Raw genomic sequence first — 25031 nt, forward strand, 5'->3', positions numbered from 1 at the left:
TGGGGTGACGGATGGTGGAGACACAAGGCGGGGGGCCGGACGACGGCGCCGCTGAGGTGCTCGACCGTCCGCTGCCCGACGGCGTGCGCCGCAGGGTCGTGCAGATCGTGTCCGACGGCTTCGGCGGACTGACCGTCGGCGAACTGCCCGCGCAACTGCGGCAGTACGCCCGATTCGCGCCGAACCGCCGGGCGAAGTTCGCGGGGAACGCGATGGCGGCCGCGCTGGAGACCGATCCGCTCTTCCGCCAGCGGATCGGGGAGAAGCTCAGAGAGGCCCAGCCGGAGCTCACCGGCGCCCTCGACTCCGGTTCGGCACCCGCGGCCGCGGACCCGCTCGACGTGGCGGCCGCGGCCTATGTGCTGCGCCCCGCGGGCTGGGTCAAGCTGGTCACCGCGGCCGGTGAGGAGGCCCAGCGGGCCGACGCCGAGCGGGCCGGCGAGGAGAGCCGCGCCGAGCTGGAGCGGCTCCGCGAGGAGCTGGCACAGGCCCGCGAGCACACCCGGCACGAGACCGAGCGGCTTCGCGCGGAGCTGGACGCGGCGAAGAAGGAGGCCGAGTCGCTGCACCGCAAGCTGCGCTCGGCCCTCAGCGACGTCAAGCGCGGCGAGGCGGCGCTGCGCAAGGCCCAGGCCGAGACCGAGGCCGTACGGGCCGAGGGGAGCACCCAGGTGTCGGCCGCCGAGAGCGAGACCCGGCGCCTCAAGGCGCGGCTCGCGGAGGCCGAGGCGGCTCTGGAGGCCACGCGCCGCGCCGCCCGCGAGGGGCGCAGCGTGGAGGACATGCGCGTACGGCTGCTCCTCGACACCCTGCTGGACGCCACCCAGGGGCTGCGCCGGGAACTGGCGCTGCCACCGGTGTCGGTGCGTCCCGCCGAGACCGTGGACGCCGTCGAGCCGGGCCGGATGACCCCGAAGGACATCGCCGCGCGGGCGCTGTCCGAGCACGATCCGGCCATCCTCGACCAGCTTCTCGCCCTGCCCCAGGCGCACTTGGTGGTGGACGGCTACAACGTCACGAAGACCGGCTATCCGCAGATGCCGCTGGAGAAGCAGCGGCTGCGGCTCCTCGGCCAGCTCTCGCAGCTCGCCGCGCAGACCGGCGCCGAGGTGACGTGTGTCTTCGACGGGGCCGAGCTGGCCGCCCCGGTGCTGCTGGCGCCGCCGCGCGGCGTGCGGGTGCTCTTCTCCAAGCCGGGGGTGACGGCCGACGAGCTGATCCGGCAGCTCGTGCGTGCCGAGCCGCCCGGCCGGCCGGTCATCGTCGCCTCGACGGACCGCGAGGTGGCGGACGGGGTCGCACGCGCCGGCGCGCGCCCCGTGGCATCTGCGGTACTTCTCAAGCGCCTGTCCTGAAGCGCCAACGTACAGGCGCAATGCCCGAATTGGCCGCCCCGTCGCACCACACTGCGTCAATCCGACGTGACGACCTGTGAGTTGTGTGTAAAGAATGACGGCTGGGGCGAGATTTTTCCGGTGAGGATTTGATCTGATCACAAGAGGGTCACTAGGGTCTGGCCTCGAACCTCCGAGCGGGTGATCACTCAGAAGAAGGAGTTCACCTCCGTGGCGTCCCACCGTCGACCCAAGCAGCCGAGCCGTGCACGTGTGACCGTGCTCACCACCGCGGCAGCCGCCGCCGTGGCCATCAGTTCCCAGGCGGCCAACGCGGCACCCAGCGAGAAGCCGAGCAAGGACGAGGTCAAGGCGAAGGTCGACGCCCTCTACGAGCAGGCCGAGCAGGCCACCGAGAAGTACAACGGGGCCAAGGAGAAGCAGGAGAAGCTCCAGAAGGAGATCTCCACGATCCAGGACAACGTCGCCCGGGGCCAGGAGGACCTGAACGAGCTCCGCGACGCCATGGGTCTCGCCGCCGCCGCGCAGTACCGCACCGGCAGCATCGACTCCTCCGTCCAGCTGTTCCTGTCGGCCGACCCGGACGACTACCTGGACAAGGCGTCCACGATGGACCAGCTGAGCGCTCAGCAGGTCGAGTCGCTGAAGAAGATCCAGGAGAAGCAGCGCGAGCTCGCGCAGCAGCGCGCCGAGGCCGCGGACAAGCTCAAGGACCTCTCCTCCACCCGCACCGAGCTGGGCAAGAAGAAGAAGGAAGTCCAGGGCAAGCTGGGCGAGGCGCAGAAGCTCCTCAACAGCCTCACCGCCGCCGAGAAGGCCGCCCTCGCCGCCGAGGACGCCCGCGCCAGCCGCTCCGCCTCGGACCGCGTGGACCTCGGCAACACCGCCCCCGGCTCGGGCCGTGCCATGGCCGCCTTCCAGGCCGCCCAGAGCAAGATCGGCTCGCCCTACGTCTACGGCGCCTCCGGCCCGTCCTCCTTCGACTGCTCGGGCCTGACCTCCTGGGCCTTCGCCCAGGCCGGCGTCGGCATCCCGCGCACCTCGCAGGCGCAGGCGAGCTACGGCACCAGGATCTACAGCCAGTCCCAGCTCAAGGTCGGCGACCTGGTCATCTTCTACGGCGACCTGCACCACGTCGGCTTCTACGCCGGCAACGGCCAGGTCCTGCACGCCCCGCGCTCCGGCACGGTCGTGCGCTACGAGTCGATCAACAACATGCCGTTCCAGTTCGGCGTCCGGATCTGACCCCGGGAACCCCGCAAGATCAACGCCGAGTGCCGCCCGATCGGGCGAATTACGGCACCGCCGCCTGACCCCGCGCCCCGCCCATGACCTGCGTCAGAGGCGGGGCGTCACGGTGTGTGCCCACGACGGCCGTTGGTCCCCGCCCCTCGCACGGAGCTACTGTCTGCCGCGTTTCCCCCGACGCCGGGGGAGCAGTCCTTGTCCGCCAGCGGAAGGAGCGCGGCTTCCCGTGGGGTCCCATCGTCGCCTTGAATCACCCGGGTTCGACCGGGGCGCCGGCGCAGCGCTGTGCGTCCTGTCCGCGGCGGCCGCCGCCCTCGGCGCCGTACCGGCGGTCGCCGCGCCGCACGACGACACCCGGGCCGAGGTGGACCGCCTCTACACGGAGGCCGAGAAGGCCACCGAGGCGTACAACCGGGCCGAGGAGCGCGCCGAGAAGCTGCGCACCGAGGTCAGGACCGCCCAGGACCGCATCGCCCGCCAGCAGCAGGACATCAACTCCAAGCGGGACGCGCTCGGTTCGCTGGCCGGCGCCCAGTACCGCTCGGGCGGCATCGACCCCTCCCTCGCCCTGCTGCTCTCCGACGACCCGGCCGACTACCTCGACCGGGCCGCCACGCTCGCCCGGATCAGCGCCCACCACGCGGGCGAGCTCAAGGAGCTGCAGGACGCCATGCGCGAACTCGCCCAGGAGCGTTCCGAGGCGACCGGCAAGCTCGCCGAACTCGACAGGAGCCGCCAGGCCGTCACCGCGCACAAGCGCACCGTCGAGCAGAAGCTCACCCAGGCGCGCCGGCTCCTCAACTCCCTGACGGCCGCCGACCGCGCCGCCTACGACCGGGCCTCCCGCTCCGGCCGGGCCGAACTGCCCGGCTTCGGCGACGCCCCGCCCGCCTCGGGCCGAGCGGCCGCGGCCGTCGCCGCCGCCCAGTCCGCGCTCGGCCGGCCGTACGTGTGGGGCGCCAGCGGGCCGTCCGGCTTCGACTGCTCGGGCCTGATCCAGTGGTCGTACGCCCAGGCCGGTGTCGCCCTGCCGCGCACCTCGCAGGGCCAGCGGTACGCCGGGCGGCAGGTCCCGCTCTCCGAGGCCCGGCCCGGCGACATCGTCACCTACCGGTCCGACGCCAGCCACGTCGGGATGTACATGGGCAACGGCCAGGTGATCCACGCGCCCTACCCGGGGGCGCCCGTGCGCTACGACCCGGTGGGCATGATCCCCGGGGCGACCGTCACCAGGGTCTGACCTCCGCGCCCGGCCCGCCGTACGATCGGGAAATGGCTGGTCGCAGGCGGGTGCCGGGAACACGGGTCGTCGTCGCCCTCTGCCTGCTGCTCGCCGGGCTCGTCGGCTGCGGCGGGCGGCCCGGCGCCGACGGCACCCGCGCCGAGGTGCAGCACCTCCTGGACCGGCGCGCCGACGCGCTGCTCCAGCACGACCGGACGGCGTATCTGCGCACCGGCGCGAGCGACTGGTCCGCGCATCTGCGCGAGGTGCCCCTCGCCGACTGGTCCTACCGCGTCACCGGGCTGCGCGGGGACGGCGACGAGGCGGTCGCCGAGGCCGAGCTGCGCTACCGCGTCGAGGGCTACGACCGGGCGCCCGTCACCGCGGGCCGCACCCTCGCCCTCGGCCGGGACGCCGACGGCGACTGGTACGTGAAGACGGACCGGCCCGCCGAGGGCTCCGCCGCGCAGCTGTGGGACCAGGGCCGGGTCGAGGCCGTCCGCGGCGACCACAGCCTGGTCCTGGGCGTCGGGAGGTCCGAGGAGGACCTGCGCGGATTCGCGCGGCTCGCGGACCACGCGGTGCCCGCCGTGTCCCGGGCCTGGGACGGCGACTGGTCCGGACGCGTCGTCGTCCTCGTCCCCGAGTCCCTGACCGGCATGGCGGCGCTGCTGGGCTCGCCCGAGTCCTCGTACCGCGGGATCGCGGCGGTCACCACCGGCGAGACCGGTGGCCCGGCGAAGGCCCCCGCGGACCGGATCATCGTCAACCCGGACGCGTACGGCGTCCTCGGTGACCTCGGCCGGCAGGTCGTCCTCACCCACGAGACGACCCATGTGGCCACCCGCGCCCACACCACCCGCGCGACCCCGCTGTGGCTCTCCGAGGGCTACGCCGACTGGATCGGCTACCTGGGCGGCGCCCGCACCCCCTCGCAGGCGGCGCCCGAGCTGGCCCGCGCGGTGCGCGAGGGACGGGTGCCCGCCGCACTCCCGGCCGACGCGGACTTCGGCTTCACCGGCGAGGCCGGGCGGCTGGCGCAGGCGTACGAGAGCGGCTGGATGGCCTGCCGGATGATCGCCGATCGCTGGGGCGAGGACCGGCTCGCCGCGTTCTACCGGGCCGTCGGCGCGCACGACGGCCGCGCGGGCGCGGTGGCGGACGCCCTGGAGGACGTGCTCGGCACGTCGACGCGGCGGTTCACCGAGGACTGGCAGGCGTATCTGCGCGCCGAGTTCGGCTGAGCGCGCCGCTTCAGGAGGGCAGCGACGTCTCGCGGGCGCGTTCCGTCCGCCGCGGCACCGGCAGCGGGGCGGGCCGTCCGGTCGTGGAGCGCCACAGCGCGCGGGCCGCCAGCACGGTCGCGGCGACCAGCAGGCCGTTGCGGACGAACAGCAGGGTGACGCCGAGGGCGTCGCTCGCCACGACGTGCGCGAACCACAGCGGGAACTCCAGGACCGTCGCCAGGCACGCGGCGAGCACCAGGGCGACGGGCAGACGCATCGGGCTGCCCCGGAAGCACATGCAGACGGCGGCGAGGCCGACCAGCCACACCAGGTACTGCGGGCTGATCACCCGGCTGGTCGTGGTGAACATCAGCACCGCCACGAACGCCGCGTCGGCGAGCGTGTGCGGCGCGAACCGCCGCGCCCGCAGCCGCCACAGCAGCAGCCAGCCGAACGCGAGGGCGCTCAGCACGAGCGCGGCCGTGCTGACGGCGTCGACGTACGGGCCGAGGAACTCCACCGAGCCGTAGTTCAGCAGCACCTGCCCGTCCCAGCCGTGCTGCCGGGCCACGTGGAGGACCAGCCCGCCCAGCGACTCGACCTCCGTGCCCCGGTCGCGCTGGAACGTCAGGAACGCGAACGCGCCGGGCATGGCGACGGCGAACGCCGCCGCGAGGGCGCCCGCGGTCAGCGCCGCCCAGAGCCACGCCCCGCGCCTGCGGGCCGCCACGAGCAGCAGCACCGGCCACACCTTGAGCATCGCCCCGAACGCCGTCAGCGCGCCCATCAGCGCGGGCCGCCGGGCGCCGGCCAGCAGCGCGGCCACGGCGACCGCCGTCACCATCACGTCGTAGCGCGCGTACACGGTCGGCCCGAGCAGCGGCACGCCCGCCACCCACACCCAGGCCCCGCGGACGAGGCGGCCCGGACGCAGCCCCGCGTACAGCAGGAGCAGCAGCACCACGAGGTCCGCGCAGAACGCGAGGACGAAGAACGCCGAGGTGTAGTCGAGCCAGAAGACCAGCGCGGGCGCCAGGACCGCGAGGGCGGCGGCGGGCGGGTACTGCCAGGTGACGTCGTCCAGCGGGAAGGTGCCGGTGCGCAGCACCTCGTACCAGTCGTGGTAGATCACCGACACGTCGCTGGTGACGTCGGGGCCGGGGAAGACGTACACCTTGAACACGAACAGCAGCAGGGCCGTCCTGGTCAGGCCCCAGACGCCCACCAGCCACGCCAGGGACCGCCGCGTGCCCGTCGTCTCCACCAGAACCCCGTCCCGTTCGATATCCGGCTCGAATGGACATGATGTCGTGTCCGGCGGGGCGCGGGCGACATACGCGGCCGGGCCGGGGCGCGAACGGCGGCTTCGATAGGGTCGGCCGCGATGCACAAGACCCTGATCGTCACCAACGACTTCCCGCCCCGCCCCGGCGGCATCCAGGCGTTCCTGCACAACATGGCGCTGCGGCTCGACCCCGAGCGCCTCGTCGTCTACGCCTCCACCTGGAAGCGCGGCCGGGAGGGCGCCGAGGCGACCGCCGCCTTCGACGCCGAGCAGCCCTTCACGGTCGTACGGGACCGCACGACGATGCTGCTGCCGACCCCGGGGGCGACCCGGCGGGCGGTGGGTCTGCTGCGGGAGCACGGCTGCACGTCGGTGTGGTTCGGGGCGGCCGCTCCGCTCGGCCTGATGGCGCCGGCGCTGCGCAGGGCGGGTGCCGAGCGGCTGGTGGCCACCACCCACGGCCACGAGGCGGGCTGGGCGCAGCTGCCCGCGGCCCGGCAGCTGCTCGGCCGGATCGGGGAGGGCACCGACACCCTCACCTACCTCGGCGAGTACACCCGCTCGCGGATCGCGCGCGCCCTGACGCCCGAGGCGGCCGCGCGGATGGTGCAGCTGCCGCCCGGCGTCGACGAGAAGACCTTCCACCCCGGATCGGGCGGTGACGAGGTCCGGGCCCGGCTCGGGCTGACGGACCGGCCCGTCGTGGTGTGCGTCTCCCGGCTGGTGCGGCGCAAGGGACAGGACACCCTGATCCGGGCGCTGCCCCGCATCCTGGCCGCCGAGCCGGACACCGTGCTGCTCGTCGTCGGCGGCGGGCCCTACGAGCAGGACCTGCGCCGGCTGGCCCGGGAGACCGGCGTCGCCGGCTCGGTGCGCTTCACCGGGGCCGTGCCCTGGGCGGAGCTGCCCGCGCACTACGGCGCCGGTGACGTCTTCGCCATGCCGTGCCGCACCCGCCGGGGCGGCCTGGACGTGGAGGGACTCGGCATCGTCTACCTGGAGGCGTCGGCGACCGGGCTGCCGGTCGTGGCCGGCGACTCCGGCGGCGCGCCCGACGCGGTGCTGGACGGGGAGACCGGCTGGGTGGTGCGCGGCGGCTCCCCGCAGGACGCGGCCGACCGCATCGTCACGCTGCTGGGGGACGCCGCGCTGCGGGCCCGCATGGGCGAGCGGGGCCGGGCGTGGGTCGAGGAGAAGTGGCGCTGGGACCTGCTGGCCGAGCGGCTGGAAGCCCTGCTCTGAGGACGGTCAGCCGCCGGACGCACGAGGGCGCGGGCCCCCGAGGGGGACACCGCGCCCTTGCTCGTCTCCGGTGGAGCGCCTACTTCTGGTAGATCGCCTCGATCTCGTCGGCGTAGTCCTTCGCCACCACGTTCCGCTTGAGCTTCAGCGACGGCGTCAGGTGGCCCGACTCCTCGGTGAACTGGGCGGGCAGGACGCGGAACTTGCGCACCGACTCGGCCTTCGACACCGCCGCGTTGCCGTCGTCGATCGCCGACTGGATCGCGGCGAGCAGATCGGCGTCCTCGCGCAGCGACACCGCAGTGGAACCGGCCGGCTTGCCGTGGTCGGCGCACCAGCGCTCGAGGAACTCCTCGTCGATGGTGACCAGCGCGCCCACGAACGGCCGCCCGTCGCCGACCACCATGCACTCCGCGACGAGCGCGTGCGCCCGGATGCGGTCCTCGATCACGGCCGGGGCGACGTTCTTACCGCCCGCGGTGACGATGATCTCCTTCTTGCGGCCGGTGATGCGGAGGTAGCCGTCCTCGTCGAGGGTGCCGATGTCACCGGTGTGGAACCAGCCGTCGGCCAGCGCCTCCTCGGTGGCGCCCGGGTTGTTCCAGTACTCCTTGAACAGGTGCTCGCCGTGCAGCAGCACCTCGCCGTCGTCCGCGATGCGCACCACGGAACCCGGCAGCGGCTGGCCGACCGTGCCGATCTTCTGCCGGTCCCACGGGTTGAACGCGGTCGCCGCACAGGACTCCGTCAGGCCGTAGCCCTCCAGGACGGTGAAGCCGATGCCGCGGAAGAAGTGCCCGAGCCGCTCGCCCAGCGGGGCGCCGCCGGAGATCGCGTACTCGCCGCGGCCGCCGAGGACCGCGCGCAGTTTGCTGAAGACCAGCTTGTCGAAGACCCTGTGCTTGATCTTCAGACCGACGGACGGCCCCGACGGCGTGTCCAGCGCCCGGCTGTACGCGATGGCCGTGTCCGCGGCCTTGTCGAAGATCTTGCCCTTGCCGTCGGCCTGCGCCTTGGCACGGGCCGAGTTGTAGACCTTCTCGAAGACCCGCGGAACGCCCAGGACGAGTGTCGGGCGGAACGCGGCCAGCTCGTCGGTGAGGTTCTTGATGTCCGGGACGTTGCCCAGCTTGATCGGCGCCATCATCGGGGCGATCTGCACCAGGCGCCCGAAGACGTGGGCCAGCGGCAGGAAGAGCAGGACCGAGCACTCGCCGGTGCGGAACAGGGGCCGCAGGCGCTCCACGATGTTGCCGCACTCGGCGAAGAAGCTGCGGTGGGTCAGCACACAGCCCTTGGGGCGGCCCGTGGTGCCCGAGGTGTACACGATGGTCGCCGGGTCGTCGGCCTTCGCCAGCGAGCTGCGCTCCTCGACGGTGGCGTCGGCGACGTCCTGCCCGAGCCGGCCCAGCTCCTCGACACCGCCGGCGTCGATCTGCCAGACGTGCTTGAGAGCGGGCAGCCGGTCGCGCACCGACTCGACGGCCGCGGTGTGGGCGTCCAGCTCCGTGACGACCGCGGTGGCACCCGAGTCGCCGAGGATCCACTGCACCTGCTCCGGCGAGCTGGTCTCGTACACGGGCACGGTCACCGCGCCCGCGGACCAGATCGCGAAGTCCATCAGGGTCCACTCGTAGCGGGTGCGGGACATCAGGCCGACCCGGTCGCCGGGCTGGACCCCGGCGGCGATCAGGCCCTTGGCGGCCGCGTGCACCTCGGCGAGGAACGCGGTGGCCGTGACGTCCTGCCAGGCACCGCCGACCTTGCGGGCGATGACGGCCACGTCCGGGTGCTGCGCGGCGTTTCTGCGGACGATGTCGGTGAGATTGCCGTCCGCAGGGACCTCGTACAAAGCCGGAAGGCTGAACTCGCGCAAGACTGCTGCTCCTCATAGGGCGCCGGCGCCACGACGTTGTGTGATGCGACCGATCGGTCCAAGGCTCGGGCAAGTGCTCGGGGATTCACATGTTGAAATCCTGAGCACGACTGGACCGACCGGACGTTACCCGTCGGTATGGCCTCTCCGACAGGGGGTCCCGGCGAGATGTTCGCTGCGTCACACGGATTGGTGTTTCTGCGCGCACAGTAGTCGAGCGTTCGGACGACTGGCCAGTAACCATCGGTTCGCCCGCCACTGTTCACGTCTGCCCCACGACGCCTACCCTTGATCGCCATGGCACCGAAACCGACGGGAAACAACGGCACCCGCGTGCACGTGGTGAGCGACGTGCACGGCAACGCCCGGGACCTCGCCCGCGCCGGCGACGGCGCCGACGCCCTGATCTGCCTGGGCGATCTGGTGCTGTTCCTGGACTACGCCGACCACTCGCGCGGCATCTTCCCCGACCTGTTCGGCGTGGAGAACGCCGACCGCATCGTGGAGCTGCGCACCGCCCGGCGCTTCGAGGAGGCCCGCGAGTTCGGGACGCGGCTGTGGGCCGGCATCGGCTCCGACCGGGCCGCCGTGATCGAGGAGGCGGTCCGCAAGCAGTACCGCGAGATGTTCTCCGTCCTGCCGACACCGACGTACGCCACCTACGGCAACGTCGACATCCCGCCCCTGTGGCCGGAGTACGCCGGACCCGGCGTCACCGTCCTGGACGGGCAGCGCGCCGAGATCGGCGGCTGGACCTTCGGGTTCGTCGGCGGCGGACTGCGCACCCCGATGCGCACGCCCTACGAGATCAGCGACGAGGAGTACGCCGCGAAGATCGAGGCCGTCGGTGAGGTGGACGTGCTGTGCACCCACATCCCGCCGGAGGTCCCGGAACTCGTCTACGACACCGTCGCGCGGCGCTTCGAGCGCGGCAGCCGGGCCCTGCTGGACGCGATCCGCCGCACCCGGCCCCGCTACTCGCTGTTCGGGCACGTCCACCAGCCCCTGGTGCGGCGCATGCGGATCGGCGCCACCGAGTGCGTGAACGTCGGCCACTTCGCCCGGTCCGGGAAGCCGTGGGCGCTCCAGTGGTGAGCGGAATCCGGCCCCCCGGGCGCTTTCCGTACGACCGCCCAGGTGGGGGTGGCTCCGCCCGGCCCGGCGCACGGTAGCCTTCACGCTGCGCCCGCGTGCGCACCACGACTTCATGACGGCCGCTTCTGGAGGAGCCACGGCGATGGCGGAACACACCAGCTCGAGCATCACGATCGAGGCGGCACCGGCCGATGTCATGGGGGTCATCTCCGACTTCGCCCGCTACCCGGACTGGACCGGCGAGGTGAAGGAGGCGGAGGTCCTCGCGACGGACGGCCAGGGCCGCGCCGAGCAGGTCCGCCTCGTCATGGACGCCGGGGCGATCAAGGACGACCAGGTGCTCGCGTACACCTGGACCGGCGAGCACGAGGTGTCCTGGACGCTGGTGAAGTCCCAGATGCTGCGTTCCCTGGACGGCTCCTACCTCCTCGAGCCGGCCGGCGCCGGCGCCACCGAGGTCACCTACGTCCTCACCGTGGACGTCAAGATCCCGATGCTGGGGATGATCAAGCGCAAGGCCGAGAAGGTCATCATCGACCGGGCCCTGGCCGGTCTGAAGAAGCGCGTGGAGTCCGCCAAGTAGCTCCGCCCCGGCCGGGAGCACCGCGCCCGGACGGGACCGCGCCGTCCGTTACGGTTCACCCCTATGCGCACCATCCTGATCACCGGCCCGGGCGGCAGCGGCCGTACGACCGTCGCGGCGGCCACCGCGCTCGCCGCGGCCGCCGGCGGCGCCCGCACGCTCGTGCTGAGTGCCGACCGCACCGACACCCTCGGCGCGGCACTCGGCGTGCGCACCGGGACGGCCCCCGTCGAGGCCGCGCCCCGGCTCACCGCCTGGCGCCCCGACGCCGCCACCGGCTTCCGCGACGACCTCGCCGCCTTCCAGGAGCGGGCCACCGGCGCCCTCGACCTGCTCGGCGCCTCCCGGCTCGACCCCGAGGAGGTCACCCCCCTGCCCGGCGCGGAGGAACTCGCGCTGCTGCGGGCCCTGCGCGACGCGGCCCTAGCCGAGGCGCACGACCTCCTCGTCGTCGACCTGCCCGCCACCCCGCACGCCCTCGCCCTGCTCTCCCTGCCCGAGGAGCTGCGCCGCTACCTGCGCCGCCTGCTCCCGCCGGAACGCCAGGCGGCCCGCGCGCTGCGCCCGGTCCTCGGCCGGCTGGCCGGCGTCCCCATGCCCGCCGAGTGGCTCTACGAGACCGCCGCCCGCTGGGACGTCGAGCTGGCCGCCGTCGAGGCCGTCGTCGCCGACCGCGACACCGTCGTGCGGCTCGTCGCCGAACCCGGCCAGGGCGGCGCCGACGCCGTGCGCGCCGCGGAGCTCGGCCTCGCCCTGCGCGGGCTGCGCCCCGACCTGCTGGTCGCCAACCGGGTGCTGCCCGAGGCGGAGGCCGGCCCCGGCAGCTGGCTCGCCGGACCCGTCGCCCAGCAGCGCAAGGCGACCGACGAATGGCGCGGCACCCACGACGTGCACGACGTCCCCCACCTCGGGCACGACCCGCGCGGCACCGACGACCTCGCCGCGCTCGGGGTGCCCGTCGTCAACGGGACGTCCTCCACGGTCGAGTGGCCCGTCACCGACCGGCTCGCCGACGACGGCGTCCTGGTCTGGCACATCCCGCTGCCCGGCGCCCACCGCGACGAACTCGACCTGATCCGGCGCGGCGACGAACTCGTCCTCGCGGCGGGGCAGTTCCGGCGTATCGTGCCGCTGCCCTCCGTGCTGCGGCGGTGCGCCGTGGACGGGGCCGCGCTGCGCGACGGCGAGCTGCGGATCAGGTTCGCCCCGGACCCCGGCCTGTGGCCCCGCGCCAAGTGAAGCGGGTACCGCCGTTCGGGTAACGTCGGAGGGACGAGCCGTAGTCAGGAGTGCGTCATGAGCGAAGAGCTCCCCCCGTCCGACGCCGACGGGCCCGAGCCCGGGGACCCCGTGGACGAGGTACGGGCGGCCGACGCCGACGCCTGGGCGACGGCCTGCGCCGAGGACCTCGCCGAGGAGAAGGCCCGCCGCCGGGAGCGGAACGGACAGCCGCCCGGCTCGGCCGCCGAGGAGCTGCGCAAGTTCGTCGACGCCGTCGCCGACCGGCTCTCCACCCTGCAGTCCCCCCTGCTCGGCGCGGTCGCGGGACCCGCCGCCCAGCAGGTGGTCAAGCAGGTCGTGGACCAGGCCAAGGCCGCCGTCGAACCCGTCATCGAGCGCAATCCCGACGTCTTCGACCATCTCGCCGCCGCCGGCACCGAACTGCTCGCCGCCTACCGCTCGGCCGTCCAGAACCAGGAACGCCGCTGGACCGCCGGGGACGGCGGCCAGGCCCCGAAGGACGGCCCCGACCGGGGCGACGACACCGGTCCCGGCGAGCGGATCGACCTCGACTGATCCCGCCCGCCCGGCCTCCCCGTCCGCCGAACGGACGACGCGGACTGGAGGGCAAGGGCCTCGGGTACGGTTGGCCGTAGCGGGGCTCGACCGAAACTGAGGGATTCATGGGACTCACCATCGGCGTCGACATCGGCGGCACGAAGATCGCGGCCGGCGTGGTCGACGAGGAAGGCAACATCCTCTCGACCCACAAGGTGCCGACCCCGGGTACGCCCGAGGGCATCGTGGACGCCATCTCCTCCGCGGTGGAGGGGGCACGCGCCGGGCACGAGATCGTCGGCGTGGGCATCGGTGCGGCCGGATACGTCAACCGCCAGCGTTCGGAGGTGTACTTCGCGCCGAACATCGACTGGCGCAACGAGCCGCTGAAGGAGAAGGTCGAGGCCCGCGTGGGCCTCCCCGTCGTCGTGGAGAACGACGCCAACGCGGCCGCCTGGGGCGAGTACAAGTTCGGCGCTGGCAAGGGCCACCGCAACGTCATCTGCATCACGCTGGGCACCGGCCTCGGCGGCGGCATCATCATCGGCAACAAGCTGCGCCGCGGGCACTTCGGCGTGGCCGCCGAGTTCGGCCACATCCGCATGGTGCCGGACGGCCTGCTGTGCGGCTGCGGCAGCCAGGGCTGCTGGGAGCAGTACGCCTCCGGCCGCGCCCTCGTGCGCTACGCCAAGCAGCGCGCCAACGCCACCCCGGAGAACGCCGAGATCCTGCTCGGCCTGGGCGACGGCAGCCCCGACGGCATCGAGGGCAAGCACATCTCCATGGCCGCCCGGCAGGGCGACCCCGTCGCCGTCGACTCCTACCGGGAGCTCGCGCGCTGGGCCGGCGCCGGCCTCGCCGACCTGGCCTCGCTGTTCGACCCGTCCGCGTTCATCGTCGGCGGCGGTCTCTCCGACGAGGGCGAACTGGTCCTCGACCCCATCCGCAAGTCCTACAAGCGCTGGCTGGTGGGCGGCAACTGGCGCCCGGTCGCCGACGTCATCGCCGCGCAGCTCGGCAACAAGGCCGGGCTGGTGGGCGCCGCCGACCTGGCCCGCGAGCCCGACCCGATCATGTGACGCGGTACGTCCTCGGGTACACCCTGTAGGGCACCGCACGCGCCACCGCTCCGGGGCGCGGGGACCTGCGCGACCGGCCGTGGACAGGCCGTCGCCATGACCCCGCGCCCCGAGCCGTCGGGCGTACATTGATCGGCATGGCGCTGCTCCCCGAGTCCCGCACCGACCCCGACGGTTCCGCCACCCTCCGCGTCCTGAGCTACAACGTCCGCTCCCTGCGCGACGACACCGCGGCCCTCGCCCGCGTGATCCGCGCCTGCGCGCCCGACCTGGTCCTCGTCCAGGAGGCGCCCCGGTTCTTCCGCTGGCGCAAGAAACTCGCCCGGCTGGCCCGCGCCGCCGACCTCGTCATCCTCACCGGCGGGGCCACCGCGGCGGGACCGGCGATCCTGTGCGGTCTGCGGGCCACCGTGGAGCGCACCGAGGACGTGCTGCTGCCGCTGGTCCCCGGACACCACCGGCGCGGCTTCGCCACCGCCGTGGTCCGCTTCGGCGGCGCCCGCCTCGGCGTCCTCAGCTGCCACCTCTCCCTGCACTCCGACGAGCGTCTGGAACAGGGCGGCATGCTGCTGGACCGGCTGTCCGCGCTCGGTGTGGAGCACGCCGTCGCCGGGGGCGATCTGAACGACCGGCCCACCGGGCGCACCTTCCGCCGGCTCGCCGGGAGCCTCCAGGACTGCTGGGCCACCGCCCCCTGGGGCGGCGAGCACACCTCGACACCGCTCGACCCGCACCAGCGCATCGACGCGATCTTCGCCACCGAGGGCGTGCGGGTGCTGGGCTGCGGGGTGCCGCTGGAGCAGCCCGGGGTGAGGCGGGAGGACCTGCTGGCGGCCACGGACCATCTGCCGGTCCTGGCCGCCCTCGAAGTGCCCGCCGCGCCACCGGGCTGAACCGGGGCGGCGGGCGCCGCCTCAGACGACGGCGCCCCGCCCGGGGTCGTCGCCGTCCTCGTCGTCCGTCTTCATCCGCATCACCAGCGTGCCGAAGCCGCCCAGGAAGCCGCCGATGCCGAGGGTGGCCAGCCACCACGTCATGTCCCAGCCGAACAGGACGGCGAGCAGCAGCAGCACCGGCCCGCCGACCACCGCGAGCCAGGCGAACTTCGCGGTCGCGTCCGCCTCGGGCAGCGGCGGCGGCTCCGGCGGGACGAAGTGGCCCTCGTCGTCGGCGTCGAAGTCCTCCTCGGAGGGCTCGGGCACGCTGTAGTCGCGGGGGCCGACGCCGGGCGCGAAGGAGACGGAGGCGCCCAGCGGGCGCACCGGGGCGTCGCCCGCGTCGTCGTCCTTCACGGCGGTGTCGCCGGGCTCGGCTCGCTCGCCCTTCGGCTCGGCGTCCGCGGCGCCGGCCGAGGAGTCGTTGGTGCCCGATTCGAGCAGCGCCAGGTCCTCGACCGACTTGAACGGCTTGGTCCCGGGCGGGTCCGTCGGCTCCTCGCCGTACCCGGCGACGATCGCGGCCCAGGCGGCGTCCTCGTCGAACGGGACCTGCTGCTCGTCGGGCTCGCGGTCCTCGTGTCTGTCGCGGTCGGAGCCGGAGTCGTGCTCAGCCACGTGCGGTCGTCCCTTCCTTGCCGGCACCGGTCGCGAGCCGGCCGATGAATGCGAGGCTCTCCTCGTGGATCCGGTCCGCGTCATGGTCCAACGTCGCGACGTGACGGCTCTGTTCCAGCACGATCTCCGTCACGTCGGTGGACGACACCCGGCTGAGGATCCGGGCCGCGTCCGCGGCGGGCACGACGCGGTCCTGTCCGCCGCGCAGGAGCAGCAGGGGCTGCGTGACCTGCGGCAGCTCTCCGTCGACCAGGCGGAGGAAGGCCCGCATCGAGTGCGCGGCGTGCAGCGGCACGCGATGGTAGCCGACCTCGACGGCGCCCTCCTTCGCGATGTCTCCGGTGATTCCGGGCCCGGTACGCACCATGTGGCGCGTGACCGGTAGGGTGCGCGCGGCCGGACCGTGCAGCCGGTTCGCCGGGTTGACGGCCACCACTCCCGCCACGTCCTCGCCGTGCCGGGCGGCCAGCCGCAGCGCAAGGGCGCCGCCCAGGCCCAGGCCGCCGGTGAAGACCGTGGAGCAGCGGTCGCGCAGGGCGCGCAGCTCGCGGTCCACCTCGGCGTACCAGTCCTGCCAGCCGGTGACCGCCAGGTCCTCCCAGCGCGTGCCGTGCCCCGGCAGCAGCGGCACCGAGACGGTGAACCCGCGCGCGGCGAGATGCTCCGCCCAGGGGCGCAGCGACTGCGGGGAGCCGGTGAACCCGTGGCACAGGAGGACTCCGGCCTCTGTGCCCTCGCGGCGGTACGGCTCGGCTCCAGGAAGGACCGGCACCTTACGGTCTCCCGTTCGTGAGAGGGACGGCATGGACGTGTACGACGACAACATCGGCTCACGCGGCAGCCGCATGTCGTGACAACCCGGTGAGGTTCACCGTACGCGACCGCACTGACACCGACCAGGGCCGTCGGGTCCTCCGGCGGTGCTCCGGGTTAAGGTCTCCTCCACACACACAGGAGGCACAGGGTTGTTGTACGGCGCGATGAAGGTGGCCATCGGGGGACCGTTGAAGGTCGCCTTCCGGCCCTGGGTGGAGGGCCTGGAGAACGTTCCCGCCGAGGGGCCCGCGATCCTGGCGAGCAACCACCTGTCGTTCTCCGACTCGTTCTTCCTGCCCGTGGTCCTCGACCGCAAGGTGACCTTCATCGCGAAGGCCGAGTACTTCACCACCCCGGGGGTCAAGGGCCGGCTGACGGCGGCGTTCTTCAAGGGCGTGGGCCAGCTGCCGGTGGACCGCTCGGGCGCGCGCGGCGCGGGTGAGGCGGCGATCAAGAGCGGCATAGAGGTGCTGGAGCGGGGCGAGCTGTTCGGGATCTACCCGGAGGGCACCCGCTCGCCCGACGGACGGCTCTACCGGGGCAAGCCGGGCGGCCTCGCGCGCGTGGCGCTCGCCACCGGGGCGCCGGTCATCCCCGTCGCCATGATCGACACCGAGAAGATCCAGCCGCCCGGGCAGGTCATGCCCAAGCTGATGCGGCCGGGCATCCGGATCGGCAGGCCCATGGACTTCAGCCGGTACCAGGGCATGGAGCACGACCGGTTCGTGCTGCGGGCGCTGACCGACGAGGTCATGTACGAGATCATGAAGCTCTCCGGCCAGGAGTACGTGGACATCTACGCGACCGCCGCCAAGCGGCAGATCGCGGAGGCCGCCAAGGCCGAGAAGGAACAGGCGAAGAAGACGAAGCAGCCGGACGGGGAGCGTCCCGGGGCCCCGTAGGGGCGGCCGGTCCGGCACACAGGGGGGTGGGGGCGTGGCCAGGCGTGAGCGGGTCATGAGGATGTCGGTCGAGCAGCCGCTGTGGCGTGCGCTCGCCGGGTACCGCGTACTGACCATGGTCTACGCGATCGGCCTGTTCGTCAGCGCGCACGACCAGGTGGCCCGGCCCTGGGTCGCCCTCGGCTACTTCGCCGTCCTGGTCGTCTGGACCCTGGCCACCCTGCCCAGGGTCGCCAACGCGGCGAGCTGCACCCGGCCCTTCCTCGCCGTGGACCTGTCGGTCGCCGTGGTCGGCATCCTGCTGACCCGGGTCGCGGAGTCGCCCGAGCGGATCGACGCCGGGGCGCCCACGCTGCCGTCGATCTGGACGGCGGGCGCCGTGCTGGCCTTCGCCATCAAGGGCGGCTGGCGCTGGGCCGCGTTCGCCTCCACGCTGGTCGCCGTCGCCAACCTGGCCGAGCGCTCCGGGGTGCCCACCCGGGACACCGTCCACATGGTGCTGCTCGTCTGGATCGCGTCCATCGCCATCGGCTACGTCGTGGAGGTCGCCCGCGCCTCCGAGCGCACCCTCGCCCGCGCCCTGGAGATCGAGGCGGCCACCCGTGAGCGGGAGCGCCTGGCCCGGGACATCCACGACAGCGTGCTGCAGGTGCTGGCGATGGTGCAGCGGCGCGGCGCCGTGATCGGCGGCGAGGCGGCCGAGCTGGGCCGGATGGCGGGCGAGCAGGAGGTGGCCCTGCGCACCCTGGTCTCCGGCGGTCTGGTGCCGGTGTCCCGGGTGTCGGAGGACGCCGCCGAGGGCGCCCTCGTCCGGGCCGTGGAGGAGCCGGACGACGACGGCGCCGGCGGGCCGGTGGACCTGCGCTCGCTGCTCGCCGCGTACGCCGGAGCGCGGGTCAGCCTCGCGGAGCCCGGGGCGCCCGTACCGCTGCCCCCGGCCGCCGCGCGGGAGCTGACGGCGGCCGTCGGGGCCGCCCTGGACAACGTGCGCGCGCACGCCGGGGCCGAGGCGCGCGCGTGGATCCTCGTCGAGGACGAGCCCGGCGAGGTGGTCGTCACCGTCCGCGACGACGGCCCCGGCATTCCGGAGGGCCGGCTCGCCGAGGCCGAGGGCGAGGGCCGGCTCGGCGTGGCCCTGTCGATCCGGGGACGGCTGCGCGACCTCGGCGGCACCGCCGAGGTGATCTCGGTGCCGGGGCAGGGCACCGAAGTGGAACTGAAGGTACCGAAGGCCGGCAGTGCCTCACGGGGGAAGGCGGAGCAGCGATGACGGACGGCGCGAGCGGACAGCGGGAGCCGATCAGGGTGATGGTGGTCGACGACCACCCGATGTGGCGCGACGCGGTCGCCCGCGACCTGGGCGCGTCCGGCTTCGAGGTCGTCGCCACCGCGGGCGACGGCGAGCAGGCGGTGCGCCGCGCCAAGGCCGCCGGCCCCGACGTCCTGGTGCTCGACCTCAACCTGCCGGCCAAGCCCGGTGTCCAGGTCTGCAAGGAACTCGTCGCGCACAACCCCGCGCTGCGCGTCCTCGTGCTGTCCGCGAGCGGCGAGCACGCCGACGTGCTGGAGGCCGTGAAGTCGGGCGCGACCGGCTACCTGCTAAAATCGGCGTCCACCGAGGAGCTGCTGGACGCGGTCCGCCGCACCGCCGTCGGCGACCCGGTGTTCACGCCGGGCCTGGCCGGGCTGGTCCTCGGCGAGTACCGCAGGCTGGCCTCGGAGCCGGCGCCGCCCGCGCAGGACGCCGGCCGGCCGGGCGCCCCGCAGCTCACCGAGCGGGAGACGGAGGTGCTGCGGCTGGTCGCGAAGGGCCTGAGCTACAAGCAGATCGCCGAACGCCTCGTCATCTCCCACCGCACGGTGCAGAACCACGTGCAGAACACCCTCGGCAAGCTCCAGCTGCACAACCGGGTGGAGCTGGTGCGGTACGCGATAGAGCGGGGCCTCGACGACGAGTGAACCGCGCGTCGCCGGCTTGACGAGCCGTCAAGCCAAATCCCCGGCCGTTCACCGGAATTGCCGGTACGACCCATCGCTGTGTGACGTGGCTCACCATTAGCGTGGCCTCACCAGGCAACCGCGGCGAAGGGACATTTCCATGCGGGTCGGAGTACTGACCGGAGGCGGCGACTGCCCCGGACTCAACGCCGTCATCCGGGCCGTCGTCCGCAAGGGCGTACAGGAGTACGGCTACGACTTCGTGGGCTTCCGGGACGGCTGGCGAGGTCCGCTCGAGAACGACACCGTCCGTCTCGACATCCCCGCCGTGCGCGGCATCCTGCCCCGCGGCGGCACCATCCTCGGCTCCTCGCGCACCAACCCCCTCAAGGAACAGGACGGCATCCGGCGCATCAAGGACAACCTCGCCAAGCAGGAGGTCCAGGCGCTCATCGCCATCGGCGGCGAGGACACCCTCGGGGTCGCCGCCCGGCTCTCCGACGAGTACGGCGTGCCCTGCGTCGGCGTGCCGAAGACCATCGACAACGACCTGTCCGCCACCGACTACACCTTCGGCTTCGACACCGCCGTCGGCATCGCGACGGAGGCCATCGACCGGCTGCACACCACCGCCGAGTCCCACATGCGCGTCCTGGTCTGCGAGGTGATGGGCCGTCACGCCGGCTGGATCGCCCTGCACTCCGGGCTGGCCGGCGGCGCCAACGTCATCCTCATCCCCGAGCAGCGCTTCGACGTCGACAAGGTCTGCGCCTGGATCACCTCCCGCTTCAAGGCGTCGTACGCCCCGATCGTGGTGGTGGCCGAGGGCGCCATGCCCAAGGACGGCGACATGGTGCTCAAGGACGAGTCGCTCGACTCCTTCGGGCACGTGCGGCTCTCCGGGGTCGGCGAGTGGCTGGCCAAGGAGATCGAGAAGCGGACCGGCAAGGAGGCCCGCACCACCGTCCTCGGGCACATCCAGCGCGGCGGCACCCCCAGCGCCTTCGACCGCTGGCTCGCCACCCGCTTCGGACTGCACGCCATCGAGGCGGTCCGCGACGGCGACTTCGGCAAGATGGTCGCGCTGCGCGGAACGGACATCGTGCGCGTCCCGATCGCCGAGGCGACGGCGAAGCTGAAGACGGTCGACGCCAGGCTCTACGACGAGGCCGGCGTGTTCTTCGGCTGACCGCCGCCGCGCCCGTCCGCCACGCGGGGAGGGGGTGTGGGCCGTATATTGCGGCCCACAACCCTATGCAGCGGGAGCAGCCTTGGAGATCGTCGCCTTCGGCGTGCAGGCCGACGAGAAACCCCTGATCGAGCAGGCGTTCAGGGACCATCACGCGGTCCGCTGCCTGGACGTCTTCCTCAACGACGACACCGCCCCCATCGCGGCGGGGCACGAGATCGTCTGCACCAGCGTCAACTGCGACCTGGGCGCCCCCGTGCTGCGGGCCCTAGCCGTCGGCGGCACCCGGATGGTCGCCCAGCGCTCCACCGGCTTCAACAACATCGACCTCGACGTCGCCGGTGACCTCGGCATGACCGTCGCCCGGGTCTCGTACTACTCGCCGTACTCGGTGGCCGAGTTCGCCTGGACCCTCGCCATGGCGGTCAACCGCCGCATCGTGCGCGCCTCCACGCGCACGCGTGACTTCGACTTCCGCCTCGACGGGCTGATGGGCCGTGATCTGCACGGCCGCACCGCGGGCGTGCTCGGCACCGGCAAGATCGGCGAGGCCTTCGCCCGCATCGCCCACGGCTTCGGCATGAAACTGCTCGGCTGGGACGTCGCCGAGAACCCCGCCTGTATGCAGCTCGGCATGCGTTACGTCCCCAAGGAGCGGCTCCTCGCCGAGTCCGACCTGGTCAGCCTGCACGTCCCGCTGATGCCCGAGACGAGCCGCCTGATCGACGCGGACGCGCTCAGGACGATGAAGGACGACGCGATCCTCGTGAACTCCAGCCGGGGCGGGCTCATCGACACCGCGGCCCTCGTCGCCGAGCTGCGCGAGGGCCGCTTCACCGGGGTCGGCCTCGACGTCTACGAGGCCGAGGCCGGACTGTTCTTCCTGGACAAGTCGCTCCAGGCCATCGAGGACGACACCCTGGCCCGCCTGGTCACCTTCCCGAACGTCCTGGTCACCTCCCACCAGGCGTACTACACCCGGGACGCCGTCGGCCAGATCGTCGACACCACCGTGCGCAACGTCCTCGACTACACCGCGGGCCGCCGCTCCGAGAACGTGCTGGTCCCGCGCAGCTGACCCACCAGCTCCCGGACGATCGCCGCGCCGTTCAGCGTCAGCACCGACTCGGGGTGGAACTGCACTCCCGCAAGGCCGGGACCGCGCAGGGCGTGCACCTCGCCGTTCTCCGCCCGGCTCACCTCGACGCCGTGCGCGGCCAGCTCCTGGAGCGCCTCGTCGTCGCAGCGCGCCGCGAAGCTGTTGTAGAAGCCGACCGTCTCCGCCCGCCCGAACAGGTCGATCGTGGTCTGCGCGCCCTGGTACGGCACGTCCTTGCGCACGATGTCCAGGCCCAGCTCGGCGGCGATCAGCTCATGGCCGAGGCAGACGCCGAGCACGCCGTGCCGGTGATGCCGGACGACCTCGGCGGTCAGGTCCCGCAGGAGGCGCATCTTCGGGTCGGACGGGTCGGAGGGGTCGCCGGGGCCGGGGCCGAGCACCACCGGCCCCTCGTGCGCGAGCACCGCCTCCCGCAGCCCCGGCTCGTCGTAGCGCCGGACGCTCACCCCGAGGCCTCCGGAACGCAGCACGTGCGCCAGCATCGCGGTGAAGGTGTCCTCGGCGTCGACCACCAGGGCGTCCCCGGTGAGCGCGCCGTCCCGCTCCTGCATCCGCAGCCAGAACGGCGCCAGCGACGCCCGGCGCCCGTCCAGCGCGGCCCGCACGCGCGGGTCGTCGGCGAGCCGCACGCGCGCGTGCCCGGTACCCGGCCGGGACGGCCGTACCCCCAGGGCCGCCAGCACCCCGGCCGCCTTCGCGTGGGTCTCGGCGACCTCGCCGGCCGGGTCCGAGCCGCGCACCAGCGTGGCGCCGACCGGCACCCGCAGCCGCCCGCCGGCGTCGATGTCGGCGGTGCGGATCAGGATGGGGGAGTCCAGGGTCTGCGCCCCGCCGGAGTCCCGGCCGAGCAGGGCCAGGGCGCCCGCGTAGTAGCCGCGCCCCACGCCGTCCCGCCCGAGGGGCTCGTACCGCTCGATGACCCGGCAGGCGTTCTGCACGGGGGAGCCGGTCACGGTCGCCGCGAACATGGTCTCCCGCAGCACCTCCCGCGCGTCCAGCGAGGACTTCCCGCGCAGCTCGTACTCGGTGTGCGCGAGGTGCGCCATCTCCTTCAGGCGGGGCCCGACGACGACGCCGCCCATGTCGCCGACGGTGCACATCATCTTCAGCTCCTCGTCGACCACCATCGACAGCTCCTCGATCTCCTTGCCGTCGGCGAGGAAGTCCAGCAGGTGCTCGGGGGTCGGACCCTCCGCGGGGTAGCGGTACGTCCCGCTGATCGGGTTCATCACGACCGTGCCGCCCGACATCCGCACGTGCACCTCGGGGCTGGCCCCGACCAGTGTGCGGTCGCCGGTGTGGACGACGAACGTCCAGTACGCGCCCCGCTCGCCCTCCAGCAGCCGCCGGAACAGGGCCAGCGCGTCGGCCCGGGAGAACCCGTGGATGCGGCCCTCGTACGTCCGCCGGATCACGAAGTTGGCGCCCTCGCCCCGCCCGATCTCCTGCTCCAGGACCCGTCCGACGATCTCGGCGTAGTCCTCGTCGCCGACGTCGAAGCCGCCGCCGTCGACCCGCACCTCGTGCGCCGGGAGCTGCGCCAGGGCCTCGGCCAGCGGCACGGTGTGCGACTCCTCGGGCGTCAGCACCAGCAGCGGGGTGCCGTCGTCGCGGACGTCGAAGCCGCGCTCGCGGATCTGCCGGAAGGGCACGAGCGCCAGGCCCTCGTCGGGGAGGTCGGCCAGCCGGTCACGGGCGGTGACCGGGCCGAGGAGGACCTCCACGGTGTTCTCGTCGTGGCCCGGCGCGCGACGGCGCAGCAGGGCGAACGGGCGTGGATCGTCGAGCAGGTCGAGCAGCTGCATGGGTCCGGTGTCCTTCTCGCTGGGAGGAACGGACCCCGGGAAACACCGAAGGCCGCCCCTCGGGCGGCCTTCGCGAAGTCTGGGATACGCGCAGTCAGCGGGCCGCCGGATGAGCGGTCCACCACCAGTTCTGGATCGAGTGCGCGAACATGCCACGCACCTTACCGCATGTCCGACTGGTGTACCCCGTGTCTCAATTGCTGGGCATGGGGCGGGACGCCCGACACGACCCCGTAATGTTGAGGACGTGACCGTGAACGCTAAGACCAGCGCGAGCGCTGGCAACACCTGGCGAAACCTGCCCGCGGCGCAGCAGCCCGAGTACCCCGACCCCGAGGCTCTGCGCGCAGTGATCGCGGACCTCGAGTCGTATCCGCCGCTCGTCTTCGCGGGCGAGTGCGACCAGCTGCGCGCCCGTCTGGCGGCCGTCGCCAAGGGAGAGGCGTTCCTCCTCCAGGGCGGCGACTGCGCCGAGGCGTTCGACGCGGTGTCCGCCGATCACATCCGCAACAAGCTCAAGACCCTGCTCCAGATGGGCGCCGTGCTCACGTACGCCGCCTCGGTGCCGGTCGTGAAGGTCGGCCGCATCGCCGGCCAGTACTCCAAGCCGCGCTCCAAGCCGACCGAGACCCGCGACGGCGTCACCCTGCCGACCTACCGCGGCGACTCCGTCAACGGCTTCGACTTCACCGAGGAGGCCCGCGTCCCGGACCCCGAGCGCCTGAAGCGGATGTACAACGCCTCCGCCTCCACGCTCAACCTGGTGCGCGCCTTCACCACCGGCGGCTACGCCGACCTGCGCCAGGTGCACGCCTGGAACCAGGACTTCGTGAAGTCGTCCCCGTCCGGTCAGCGCTACGAGCAGCTGGCCCGCGAGATCGACCAGGCGCTCAACTTCATGCACGCCTGCGGGGCCGACCCGGAGGAGTTCAAGACGGTCGAGTTCTACGCCTCCCACGAGGCGCTGCTGCTCGACTACGAGTCCGCGCTGACCCGGGTCGACTCCCGCACCGGCCGGCTGTACGACGTCTCCGGGCACATGGTGTGGATCGGTGAGCGCACCCGGCAGCTGGACCACGCGCACATCGAGTTCGCCTCGAAGATCCGCAACCCCATCGGCATCAAGCTGGGTCCGACGACGACGGCCGAGGATGCGCTGCAGTACATCGACCGTCTCGACCCGGAGCGCGAGCCCGGCCGGCTGACCTTCATCGTCCGCATGGGTGCCGACAAGGTCCGCGACAAGCTCCCCGAGCTGGTCGAGAAGGTCACCGCCTCCGGGGCCACCGTGGCCTGGGTGACCGACCCGATGCACGGCAACACCTTCGAGGCCGCCTCCGGGCACAAGACCCGGCGCTTCGACGACGTGCTGGACGAGGTCAAGGGCTTCTTCGAGGTCCACAAGTCGCTGGGCACCCACCCGGGCGGCATCCACGTGGAGCTCACCGGCGACGACGTCACCGAGTGCGTGGGCGGCGGCGACGAGATCTTCGTCGACGATCTGCACCAGCGCTACGAGACGGCCTGCGACCCGCGGCTCAACCGCAGCCAGTCGCTCGACCTGGCGTTCCTCGTCGCGGAGATGTACCGCGACCAGTGATCTTCCCGGTCAGGGGCGGTGGGGCGCGGATCACACGATCCGCGCCCCACACCACTTTTGCGCTCCTGCCACGACAGGTAAGGTTAGGTTTGCCTCACCGATCAGGGGATGGCACTTC

General features: G+C 73.0%; 23 protein-coding genes. 17 read left to right on the forward strand and 6 right to left on the reverse strand.

Annotated features, from left to right (window positions below):
* Positions 1–11: 11 nt before the first annotated feature.
* The 4 genes from ADL34_RS05060 to ADL34_RS05075 all read left to right on the forward strand — a co-directional run bounded on the left by ADL34_RS05060 (position 12) and on the right by ADL34_RS05075 (position 5069).
* Positions 12–1355: an NYN domain-containing protein gene (locus tag ADL34_RS05060; RefSeq protein ID WP_062674848.1), complete on the forward strand. Its 1344-nt coding sequence runs from the start codon at positions 12–14 to the stop codon at positions 1353–1355.
* Positions 1356–1565: 210 nt separating this feature from the next.
* A complete protein-coding gene (locus tag ADL34_RS05065; RefSeq protein WP_062675054.1) occupies positions 1566–2600 on the forward strand; it encodes an NlpC/P60 family protein in 1035 nt (344 codons plus the stop codon).
* A 229-nt stretch (positions 2601–2829) separates the two neighbouring features.
* Entirely contained in the window at positions 2830–3843 is a 1014-nt protein-coding gene (locus ADL34_RS05070) for an NlpC/P60 family protein (RefSeq protein ID WP_062674850.1), read from the forward strand.
* A gap of 32 nt (positions 3844–3875) precedes the next feature.
* Positions 3876–5069, forward strand: a complete 1194-nt coding sequence (locus ADL34_RS05075; RefSeq protein WP_062674852.1) for a hypothetical protein — start codon at positions 3876–3878, stop codon at positions 5067–5069.
* Positions 5070–5079: 10 nt separating this feature from the next.
* On the opposite strand, the gene ADL34_RS05080 is transcribed toward ADL34_RS05075, so the two are convergent.
* Positions 5080–6315 (reverse strand): glycosyltransferase 87 family protein, encoded by a 1236-nt coding sequence (locus ADL34_RS05080; protein ID WP_062674854.1) that lies wholly within the window; start codon positions 6313–6315, stop codon positions 5080–5082.
* 120 nt (positions 6316–6435) lie between these two features.
* On the opposite strand from ADL34_RS05080, the gene ADL34_RS05085 reads away from it, so the two are divergent.
* Entirely contained in the window at positions 6436–7578 is a 1143-nt protein-coding gene (locus ADL34_RS05085; protein ID WP_062674856.1) for a glycosyltransferase family 4 protein, read from the forward strand.
* A 79-nt stretch (positions 7579–7657) separates the two neighbouring features.
* Here the strand turns inward: ADL34_RS05085 and ADL34_RS05090 are convergent, their stop codons facing one another.
* Positions 7658–9454 carry an AMP-dependent synthetase/ligase gene (locus ADL34_RS05090; RefSeq protein ID WP_062674858.1) on the reverse strand — a complete coding sequence of 599 codons (1797 nt, stop codon included), beginning with the start codon at positions 9452–9454 and terminating at the stop codon, positions 7658–7660.
* A gap of 297 nt (positions 9455–9751) precedes the next feature.
* On the opposite strand from ADL34_RS05090, the gene ADL34_RS05095 reads away from it, so the two are divergent.
* The 6 genes from ADL34_RS05095 to ADL34_RS05120 all read left to right on the forward strand — a co-directional run bounded on the left by ADL34_RS05095 (position 9752) and on the right by ADL34_RS05120 (position 14883).
* Positions 9752–10549: a metallophosphoesterase family protein gene (locus ADL34_RS05095; RefSeq protein WP_062675057.1), complete on the forward strand. Its 798-nt coding sequence runs from the start codon at positions 9752–9754 to the stop codon at positions 10547–10549.
* A gap of 142 nt (positions 10550–10691) precedes the next feature.
* Entirely contained in the window at positions 10692–11132 is a 441-nt protein-coding gene (locus ADL34_RS05100; RefSeq protein WP_062674860.1) for an SRPBCC family protein, read from the forward strand.
* A 63-nt stretch (positions 11133–11195) separates the two neighbouring features.
* Positions 11196–12371 (forward strand): ArsA family ATPase, encoded by a 1176-nt coding sequence (locus ADL34_RS05105; RefSeq protein WP_062674862.1) that lies wholly within the window; start codon positions 11196–11198, stop codon positions 12369–12371.
* Between the two features lie 57 nt (positions 12372–12428).
* Positions 12429–12929 (forward strand): DUF5304 domain-containing protein, encoded by a 501-nt coding sequence (locus ADL34_RS05110; protein WP_062674864.1) that lies wholly within the window; start codon positions 12429–12431, stop codon positions 12927–12929.
* Positions 12930–13036: 107 nt separating this feature from the next.
* Entirely contained in the window at positions 13037–13990 is a 954-nt protein-coding gene (locus ADL34_RS05115; protein WP_062674866.1) for an ROK family glucokinase, read from the forward strand.
* Positions 13991–14127: 137 nt separating this feature from the next.
* Positions 14128–14883 carry an endonuclease/exonuclease/phosphatase family protein gene (locus tag ADL34_RS05120; protein WP_062674868.1) on the forward strand — a complete coding sequence of 252 codons (756 nt, stop codon included), beginning with the start codon at positions 14128–14130 and terminating at the stop codon, positions 14881–14883.
* 21 nt (positions 14884–14904) lie between these two features.
* Here the strand turns inward: ADL34_RS05120 and ADL34_RS05125 are convergent, their stop codons facing one another.
* Entirely contained in the window at positions 14905–15543 is a 639-nt protein-coding gene (locus ADL34_RS05125; RefSeq protein ID WP_062674871.1) for a hypothetical protein, read from the reverse strand.
* Complete coding sequence (locus ADL34_RS05130; RefSeq protein WP_062674873.1) at positions 15536–16315, reverse strand: alpha/beta hydrolase; 780 nt, start codon at positions 16313–16315, stop codon at positions 15536–15538. The genes ADL34_RS05125 and ADL34_RS05130 overlap by 8 nt, the downstream gene beginning before the upstream one ends.
* Before the next feature lie 196 nt (positions 16316–16511).
* Here ADL34_RS05130 and ADL34_RS05135 point away from each other — a divergent pair, with 196 nt between their 5' ends.
* The 5 genes from ADL34_RS05135 (at position 16512) to ADL34_RS05155 (ending at position 21466) form a co-directional block, all read left to right on the forward strand.
* On the forward strand, positions 16512–17261 hold the full coding sequence (locus ADL34_RS05135; RefSeq protein ID WP_079034510.1) for a lysophospholipid acyltransferase family protein: 750 nt from the start codon (positions 16512–16514) through the stop codon (positions 17259–17261).
* Positions 17262–17295: 34 nt separating this feature from the next.
* Positions 17296–18531, forward strand: coding sequence for a MacS family sensor histidine kinase (gene macS, locus ADL34_RS05140; RefSeq protein WP_079034511.1), 1236 nt, complete (start codon positions 17296–17298; stop codon positions 18529–18531).
* A complete protein-coding gene (locus ADL34_RS05145) occupies positions 18528–19220 on the forward strand; it encodes a response regulator (protein ID WP_062674879.1) in 693 nt (230 codons plus the stop codon). Before macS ends, ADL34_RS05145 begins: the two co-directional genes overlap by 4 nt.
* Positions 19221–19359: 139 nt before the next feature.
* The gene (locus tag ADL34_RS05150; protein WP_062674881.1) at positions 19360–20388 is read left to right on the forward strand and encodes a 6-phosphofructokinase; all 1029 of its coding nucleotides are present in this window, start codon (positions 19360–19362) and stop codon (positions 20386–20388) included.
* An 82-nt stretch (positions 20389–20470) separates the two neighbouring features.
* Positions 20471–21466, forward strand: a complete 996-nt coding sequence (locus ADL34_RS05155) for a 2-hydroxyacid dehydrogenase (RefSeq protein WP_062674883.1) — start codon at positions 20471–20473, stop codon at positions 21464–21466.
* Here the strand turns inward: ADL34_RS05155 and ADL34_RS05160 are convergent.
* Both ADL34_RS05160 and ADL34_RS37185 read right to left on the reverse strand, forming a co-directional pair.
* On the reverse strand, positions 21418–23313 hold the full coding sequence (locus ADL34_RS05160; RefSeq protein WP_062674885.1) for an anthranilate synthase family protein: 1896 nt from the start codon (positions 23311–23313) through the stop codon (positions 21418–21420). The genes ADL34_RS05155 and ADL34_RS05160 overlap by 49 nt on opposite strands.
* A gap of 94 nt (positions 23314–23407) precedes the next feature.
* Positions 23408–23464 carry a trp operon leader peptide gene (locus ADL34_RS37185; RefSeq protein ID WP_079033853.1) on the reverse strand — a complete coding sequence of 19 codons (57 nt, stop codon included), beginning with the start codon at positions 23462–23464 and terminating at the stop codon, positions 23408–23410.
* Between the two features lie 96 nt (positions 23465–23560).
* Here ADL34_RS37185 and ADL34_RS05165 point away from each other — a divergent pair, with 96 nt between their 5' ends.
* Entirely contained in the window at positions 23561–24913 is a 1353-nt protein-coding gene (locus ADL34_RS05165; RefSeq protein WP_062674886.1) for a class II 3-deoxy-7-phosphoheptulonate synthase, read from the forward strand.
* Positions 24914–25031 lie beyond the last annotated feature (118 nt).

It is taken from the genome of Streptomyces sp. NRRL WC-3605, assembly GCF_001509795.1.
GTDB classification, from domain to species: domain Bacteria; phylum Actinomycetota; class Actinomycetes; order Streptomycetales; family Streptomycetaceae; genus Streptomyces; species Streptomyces viridochromogenes.

What these genes read in the sequence shown, in the direction of transcription:
- ADL34_RS05160 (WP_062674885.1), bottom strand. Translation starts at nt 23,313, where the DNA reads ATGCAGCTGCTCGACCTGCTCGACGATCCACGCCCGTTCGCCCTGCTG.
- ADL34_RS05095 (WP_062675057.1), top strand. Translation starts at nt 9,752, where the DNA reads ATGGCACCGAAACCGACGGGAAACAACGGCACCCGCGTGCACGTGGTG.
- ADL34_RS05105 (WP_062674862.1), top strand. Translation starts at nt 11,196, where the DNA reads ATGCGCACCATCCTGATCACCGGCCCGGGCGGCAGCGGCCGTACGACC.
- ADL34_RS05110 (WP_062674864.1), top strand. Translation starts at nt 12,429, where the DNA reads ATGAGCGAAGAGCTCCCCCCGTCCGACGCCGACGGGCCCGAGCCCGGG.
- ADL34_RS05120 (WP_062674868.1), top strand. Translation starts at nt 14,128, where the DNA reads ATGGCGCTGCTCCCCGAGTCCCGCACCGACCCCGACGGTTCCGCCACC.
- ADL34_RS05145 (WP_062674879.1), top strand. Translation starts at nt 18,528, where the DNA reads ATGACGGACGGCGCGAGCGGACAGCGGGAGCCGATCAGGGTGATGGTG.
- ADL34_RS05115 (WP_062674866.1), top strand. Translation starts at nt 13,037, where the DNA reads ATGGGACTCACCATCGGCGTCGACATCGGCGGCACGAAGATCGCGGCC.
- ADL34_RS05085 (WP_062674856.1), top strand. Translation starts at nt 6,436, where the DNA reads ATGCACAAGACCCTGATCGTCACCAACGACTTCCCGCCCCGCCCCGGC.
- ADL34_RS05075 (WP_062674852.1), top strand. Translation starts at nt 3,876, where the DNA reads ATGGCTGGTCGCAGGCGGGTGCCGGGAACACGGGTCGTCGTCGCCCTC.
- ADL34_RS05060 (WP_062674848.1), top strand. Translation starts at nt 12, where the DNA reads ATGGTGGAGACACAAGGCGGGGGGCCGGACGACGGCGCCGCTGAGGTG.
- ADL34_RS05150 (WP_062674881.1), top strand. Translation starts at nt 19,360, where the DNA reads ATGCGGGTCGGAGTACTGACCGGAGGCGGCGACTGCCCCGGACTCAAC.
- ADL34_RS05100 (WP_062674860.1), top strand. Translation starts at nt 10,692, where the DNA reads ATGGCGGAACACACCAGCTCGAGCATCACGATCGAGGCGGCACCGGCC.